This is a genomic window from Hamadaea sp. (assembly GCF_013362815.1).
Taxonomy (GTDB): domain Bacteria; phylum Actinomycetota; class Actinomycetes; order Mycobacteriales; family Micromonosporaceae; genus Hamadaea.
The window spans coordinates 1-6,205 of the sequence record NZ_JABFVK010000118.1; the positions used below are offsets into that span (position 1 = coordinate 1).

Genomic DNA, 6,205 nt, shown 5'->3' on the forward strand with positions numbered 1-6,205 from the left:
GGCGGCTCGCCGACGATCCCGACGAGCTCACCCGCCTTCGGCGGGCTGCACGGGACCGGGCTCGGGAGCGGTTCGGCGCCGGCGCTTAACGCGCTCGTTTTGCGCCGGGCTCTCGCTTGGCGGTGCAGCCGCGCGTCACAGGGTCACGGCCACCCGCGCCCCCTGGGCCGCGCGCCACACACCCGCGCTCGGCGCGCTTTCCGGGGGCACATGGCACCCACGCTCGGCGCGCTTTCCGGGGCGTGCTCGGCGCGTTTCCGGGGGCACATGGCACCCACGCTCGGCGCGTTTTCCGGGGAAAACGCGGTATACGCAGCGTCCAAAGCCGCGTTATCCCCGGATATCGCGACAGCCGAGCGACCGCCGAGCGACCGCCGACCGCCGACCGCCGACCGCCGACCGCCGAAAGGCCAACCGCGCCGGTCAGACCTTCGCCTTCGCCCGCCCGGCGGCAGTCCGCTTCTTCGGCGTAGCCTGCGCCGGCACCTCAGCGACAAGGTGCCGCAGGAAGGCACCGGTATGCGACTCGGGCAGCGCGGCGATCTGCTCCGGCGTACCCTCGCCGACCACGGTGCCGCCCCGGTGCCCGCCTTCGGGGCCCATGTCGATGATCCAGTCGGAGCTCTTGATGACGTCGAGGTTGTGCTCGATCACGATCACGGTGTTGCCCTTGTCGACCAGGCCCTGGAGCACCAGCAGCAGCTTGCGGATGTCCTCGAAGTGCAGGCCGGTGGTCGGCTCGTCCAGGACGTAGACCGTCCGGCCGGTCGACCGCTTCTGCAGTTCGGCCGCGAGCTTCACCCGCTGGGCTTCACCACCCGACAGCGTGGGCGCGGGCTGACCGAGTCGCACGTAGCCGAGACCGACGTCCACCAGCGTCTTCAGGTGCCGGTGGATCGCCGGGATCGCCTCGAAGAACCCGGACGCCTCCTCGATCGGCATCTGCAGGACTTCGGCGATGGTCCGGCCTTTGTAGTGAACCTCCAGGGTCTCTCGGTTGTACCGATCGCCCTTGCAGACCTCACAGGGGACGTAGACGTCCGGAAGGAAGTTCATCTCGATCTTGATCGTGCCGTCGCCGGCGCAGTTCTCGCAGCGCCCGCCCTTGACGTTGAAGGAGAACCGGCCCGGGCCGTAGCCGCGTACCTTCGCCTCCGTCGTCTCCGCGAACAGCTTCCGGATGTTGTCGAACACCCCCGTGTACGTCGCGGGGTTCGACCGGGGCGTACGCCCGATCGGCGACTGGTCGACGCCCACCACCTTGTCCACGTGCTCGAGGCCGGTGACCCGCGTATGCCGGCCGGGCACCAGCCGAGCGCCGTTGATCTGGTTGGCGAGCACCGCGTGCAGGATGTCGTTGACCAGCGTCGACTTGCCCGACCCGGAGACGCCCGTGACCGAGATCAGCTGGCCGAGCGGGAACGACACCGTGACGTTGCGCAGGTTGTGCTCGCGGGCCCCGACGACCGTCAGGTCCCGGCCCTTGGTCTGCGGCCGGCGGTGCGACGGCAACGGGATGGACCGCCGGCCCGAGAGGAAGTCACCGGTGATCGACTTCTTGTTCTTGAGCAGGTCGTCGTACGTGCCGGAGTGCACGATGTAGCCGCCGTGCTCGCCCGCGCCCGGTCCGATGTCCACGACCCAGTCGGCGGTCTTGATCGTGTCCTCGTCGTGCTCGACGACGATCAGCGTGTTGCCCAGGCCGCGGAGGCGCACCAGCGTCTCGATGAGCCGATGGTTGTCCCGCTGGTGCAGGCCGATCGACGGCTCGTCCAGCACGTAGAGCACGCCGACCAGGCCGGAGCCGATCTGCGTGGCGAGCCGGATACGCTGGGCCTCACCGCCGGACAGCGAGCCGGCCGGCCGGTCGAGCGACAGGTAGTCGAGGCCGACGTCCAGCAGGAACTGCAGGCGTGCGTTGATCTCCTTGAGGACGCGCTCGGCGATCATCTTCTGCCGGTCGGTCAGCTCGAGCTCGACGAGCAGTTGCGCCGCCTCACCCACGGACAGGTTGCAGACCTCGGCGATGCTGTGCCCCGCGATCGTGACGGCGAGCACCTCGGGCTTGAGCCGGGTGCCGCCACAGGCCGCACACGGGACTTCCCGCATGTAGCCCTCGTACTTCTCGCGGCTCCACTCGCTCTCGGTGTCCGCGTGACGGCGCTCCAGCCACGGTACGACGCCTTCGTAACCCGCGTAGTAGGAGCGCTCGCGCCCGTACTTGTTCCGATAACGGACGTGGACCTGGTTCTCCACGCCGTGCAGGATCAGCTTCTGCGCCTTGGCCGACAGCGCCCGCCAGGGCGTGTCCAAGTCGAATCCCTGCTCCTCGCCGAGCGAGCCCAGCACCTGGATGAAGTAGTCGAAGGTGTGCCCGCTCGCCCATGGCGCGATCGCGCCTTCCCGGATCGACTTCTCGTCGTCGGGGACGAGCAGCTCCGGGTCGACCTCCTTCTTCTGGCCGAGGCCCGTGCACTCGGGGCAGGCGCCGTAGGGCGCGTTGAACGAGAAGACCCGCGGCTCCAGGTCCTCGATCGCCAGGGGGTGCTCGTTGGGGCAGGCGAGGTGCTCGGAGAACTTCCGCTCGCGATGCTCGTCGTCCTCGGGGAGATCGACGAAGTCCAGCACGACGATGCCCGCTGCCAGGCCGAGGGCGGTCTCGATCGAGTCGGTCAGGCGCTGCTTCGAACTCGCCTTCACGGACAGCCGGTCGACCACCACCTCGATGGTGTGCTTCTCCTGCTTCTTCAGCTTCGGCGCCTCGACCAGCGGATGCACCACGCCGTCGACCCGGGCCCGCGCGAAGCCCTTGGCCTGCAGCTCGGAGAACAGGTCGAGGTACTCCCCCTTCCGGCCGCGGACGACCGGGGCGAGCACCTGGAACCGCGTGCCCTCCGGCATCGCCAGTACGCGGTCGACGATCTGCTGCGGGGACTGCTTCGTGATCGCCTCGCCACAGACGGGGCAGTGCGGTTCGCCCACTCGCGCGTACAGGAGGCGAAGGTAGTCGTAGACCTCGGTGATGGTGCCGACCGTCGACCGCGGGTTGCGCGAGGTCGACTTCTGGTCGATCGAGACCGCCGGGGACAGGCCCTCGATGAAGTCGACGTCGGGCTTGTCCATCTGCCCGAGGAACTGCCGGGCGTAGCTCGAAAGCGACTCGACGTAGCGCCGCTGTCCCTCGGCGAAGATCGTGTCGAAGGCGAGGCTCGACTTGCCCGACCCGGACAAGCCGGTGAAGACGATCATCGCGTCGCGCGGCAGATCCAGGCTGACGTCACGCAGGTTGTGCTCACGCGCGCCACGAATGATCAAACGGTCAGTCACCGCTAAAGCTCCTAGATCGGACAGTTGATGGCAGGCAGAGTCCCGCCGCTGGCGGACTGTATCCGGGAGGTATGACAAGAACGAGCCAAAGATTAGTCCGACCCGCACTACCAGGGTAAAAGAATAGCGGGTGGCTTAGGACACCTGTCCGAAGCCACCCGCCACCGCCTGTCCTCAGGCGTGTCGTTCCTTCGCCCGCTGCCGGGCGGCCCGCTGCTCCTCGCGGAGGCGTACCGCCTTCCGCTTGCTCTCGAACGCCAGCTCGCGCTGCAACCGCAGCCAGCTCGCCCACCGGCGCCCGGTCAGCTCGCCGTCGTCCAGCGCCGCCTGCACGGCGCACCCCGGCTCGGTCGTGTGCGAACAGTCCGCGAACTTGCACCGCAAGGCCAGCGCGTCGACGTCCGCGAACGCCGCAACCAGGCCCTCCGAGCCGTCGAGCAGGCCGACGCCCCGTAGGCCCGGCGTGTCGATGACCGCCCCGCCGCCCGGAATCAGGATCAACGCCCGATGCGTCGTGGTGTGCCGGCCTTTTCCGTCCACCCGGCGTACCGCCTGAGTGGTCATCACACTCGTCCCGGCCAGCGCGTTCACCAGCGTCGACTTGCCCGCGCCGGACCGCCCGAGCAGCGCCGTCGTCCGGCCTTCGGCCATATGCGGGCGGAGCTCGTCCAGGCCCGCCCCAGTGTCCGCGCTGACCGCCAGCACCTGCACCCCCGGCGCAATCTCCCGCACCTGGTCCACGATCGCGTCGGGATAGCGCGTCACGTCCGCCTTGGTCAGCACCACCAGCGGCTCGGCCCCGGAATCCCAGGCCAGCGCCAGCAGACGCTCGATGCGGCCCAGGTCCGGGCCGCTGTCCAGCGGCTCGATCACCGCTGCCGTGTCCATGTTCGCGGCCAGGACCTGCCCGGTCGCCGCCTTGTCCGCGGTCCTTCTCATGATTTGGGTACGCCGCGGCAGCACCGCCTCGATCGTGGTGCGCCGGTCGGGCCAGTCCCGCACCACCACCCAGTCGCCGGTGCACGGCAGATGCACCGCGTCCGCCGCGGCCTGGGACATGACGCCCCCGCCGAGACTGGCGCGGTCGGCGCCTTGCGCGGTCAGCACCGTGCATACGCCGCGATCCACCCGCAGCACCCGGCCCGGGCGCGCGTCGATCCGGTCGAACGGCGCGTACGCCGCCGCGAAGTGGTCGTCCCACCCCAGCGCTTTCATCTGCCTTCTTTCCTGTTCAGCCATTACGTCCATGGTCAAGTGCCCGGACGTTCCGCGCACCCCAATTTCCCCGCACCCGAGCGCCGGGGAGCCTCTCGGGCGAGCCGCCAGGAGTGCGGTCGGTACGCTCGCCGAATGGCATTGCGGGTGGAAAGCCGCTCGGTCGGACCCGGCGACAACAACGCGTACCTGCTGGTCTGTGAGACGACCGGCGAGCAGCTGCTGATCGACGCGGCGAACGAGCCCCGCCGGCTGTTCGAGCTGATCGGCGACGGCGGCCTCGCGACCATCGTGACCACCCATCGCCACGCCGACCACTGGCAGGCGCTGGCCGAGGTCGCCGCGAAGACCAGGGCGCGGCTGCTGGCCCACCCGCTGGACGCTGACGCGCTGCCGGTCCCCACCTCCCCCGTCCACGACGGTGACGTGATCCACGTCGGCGAAGTGGCGTTGGAGGTCATCCACCTCGCCGGGCATACGCCCGGCTCGATCGCGCTGCTTCACCGTGGCGACCCGCCGCAGCTCTTCACCGGCGACAGCCTCTTCCCCGGGGGTCCTGGGCGGACAACAAATCCGGTCGAATTCGGGTCGCTCATGGACGATCTTGAGGCCAAGGTGTTCGGCAAACTCCCCGATGCCACCATCGTCTGGCCGGGTCACGGCAAGCCGACGACGCTCGGCGCGGAACGGCCTTCGCTCCCCGAGTGGCGAGCCCGCGGCTGGTAGCCATGACAGGGAAAGACCGAATCAAGTGTTACCTGCAAGACGACTGGCTGGTCGCGATATGACAAGGTGTGCCGGCGGACGAGGTGAGGCGCTGGTGGAACCTCAAGGAAACCGATCTGCTTGATCGGATCGTGGAAGTCGCTCCCGCCGTTCGTCTCGGCTTGACCGCCACAGCGTTCGCCGATCCCGAGCCGACCAGCCCGGCTCGACGCGTCTTCGAGCTGCTATTCCTCAGGGGGACGCTGCCGGAGCAGTTCAGCGAGGTGGAGGTCGATCCGTGGGTCCTTCCGCTCCTGGATGACGAGCTGGAAGCGGCCATACTCGACGCGTTCCAAGCCCGCACCGATGATCCGCCGACGCCTGAATCTGGCGACCGCGGGCAGCTTGCTGCCTTCCTGGCGGAGCACAAGGGATCGCAAGTCCTGATCTCGCCACGAGGCGAGGGCGGCGAGGCGGAGCTTGGGTCGACTACCGCCGACATGCCGCAGTGATACATGGGCGGCCGTCTTTGATCCTCTCGACGGCGGCGCTCGTACAGGCTCCGACGAGGCGTCGTCGAGCCGGGTCGATGCCGTCTGCCGGCTCGAGCACCTCCGCGGCTCCGCCCTCGGGTTCCGCAACCTGACGAACTACGTCGCCAGATCACTCCTCGAGTCCAGCGGGTTCAGGCCGCAACTACACCCTCGAGTGGGATGAGCCCTCTATCGTCGGTCCATGACCACTCGACTGAATCCCTACCTCAGCTTCGCGGGTGATGCCTCGGCCGCCCTGGCGTTCTATCAGGACGTGTTCGGCGGCGATCTCACGATCAACCACTTCGGCGACTTCGGCACCGACGACCACGGCATGAGCGACCAGGTCATGCACGGCCAGCTGGAAACAGCGTCTGGCCTCACGCTGATGGCCGCCGACATGCTGCCGGGCGAGACGTTGCGGC

4 protein-coding genes and 1 pseudogene are annotated in these 6,205 nt (G+C 68.7%); 3 read left to right on the forward strand and 2 right to left on the reverse strand.

Translation table 11 applies throughout. The features are described 5' to 3' along the window. Positions 1 to 423: 423 nt before the first annotated feature. Together uvrA and rsgA are read right to left on the reverse strand one after the other, a co-directional pair. The gene (gene uvrA, locus HOV77_RS34185; protein WP_290870415.1) at positions 424 to 3,327 is read right to left on the reverse strand and encodes an excinuclease ABC subunit UvrA; all 2,904 of its coding nucleotides are present in this window, start codon (positions 3,325 to 3,327) and stop codon (positions 424 to 426) included. A gap of 174 nt (positions 3,328 to 3,501) precedes the next feature. Then, a complete protein-coding gene (rsgA, locus tag HOV77_RS34190) occupies positions 3,502 to 4,542 on the reverse strand; it encodes a ribosome small subunit-dependent GTPase A (RefSeq protein WP_290870418.1) in 1,041 nt (346 codons plus the stop codon). A 135-nt stretch (positions 4,543 to 4,677) separates the two neighbouring features. Here rsgA and HOV77_RS34195 point away from each other — a divergent pair, with 135 nt between their 5' ends. From HOV77_RS34195 to HOV77_RS34205, 3 genes and pseudogenes are all read left to right on the forward strand, one after another. Beyond that, on the forward strand, positions 4,678 to 5,268 hold the full coding sequence (locus tag HOV77_RS34195) for an MBL fold metallo-hydrolase (protein ID WP_290870421.1): 591 nt from the start codon (positions 4,678 to 4,680) through the stop codon (positions 5,266 to 5,268). A 68-nt stretch (positions 5,269 to 5,336) separates the two neighbouring features. Further along, entirely contained in the window at positions 5,337 to 5,759 is a 423-nt protein-coding gene (locus HOV77_RS34200) for a hypothetical protein (RefSeq protein ID WP_290870423.1), read from the forward strand. Between the two features lie 223 nt (positions 5,760 to 5,982). Continuing rightward, positions 5,983 to 6,205: pseudogene (locus HOV77_RS34205) on the forward strand (VOC family protein); the annotation flags it as partial.

Excerpts from the sequence above, each read along its gene's own strand:
- HOV77_RS34195 (WP_290870421.1), top strand. The coding sequence starts at position 4,678 with ATGGCATTGCGGGTGGAAAGCCGCTCGGTCGGACCCGGCGACAACAAC.
- rsgA (WP_290870418.1), bottom strand. The coding sequence starts at position 4,542 with ATGAAAGCGCTGGGGTGGGACGACCACTTCGCGGCGGCGTACGCGCCG.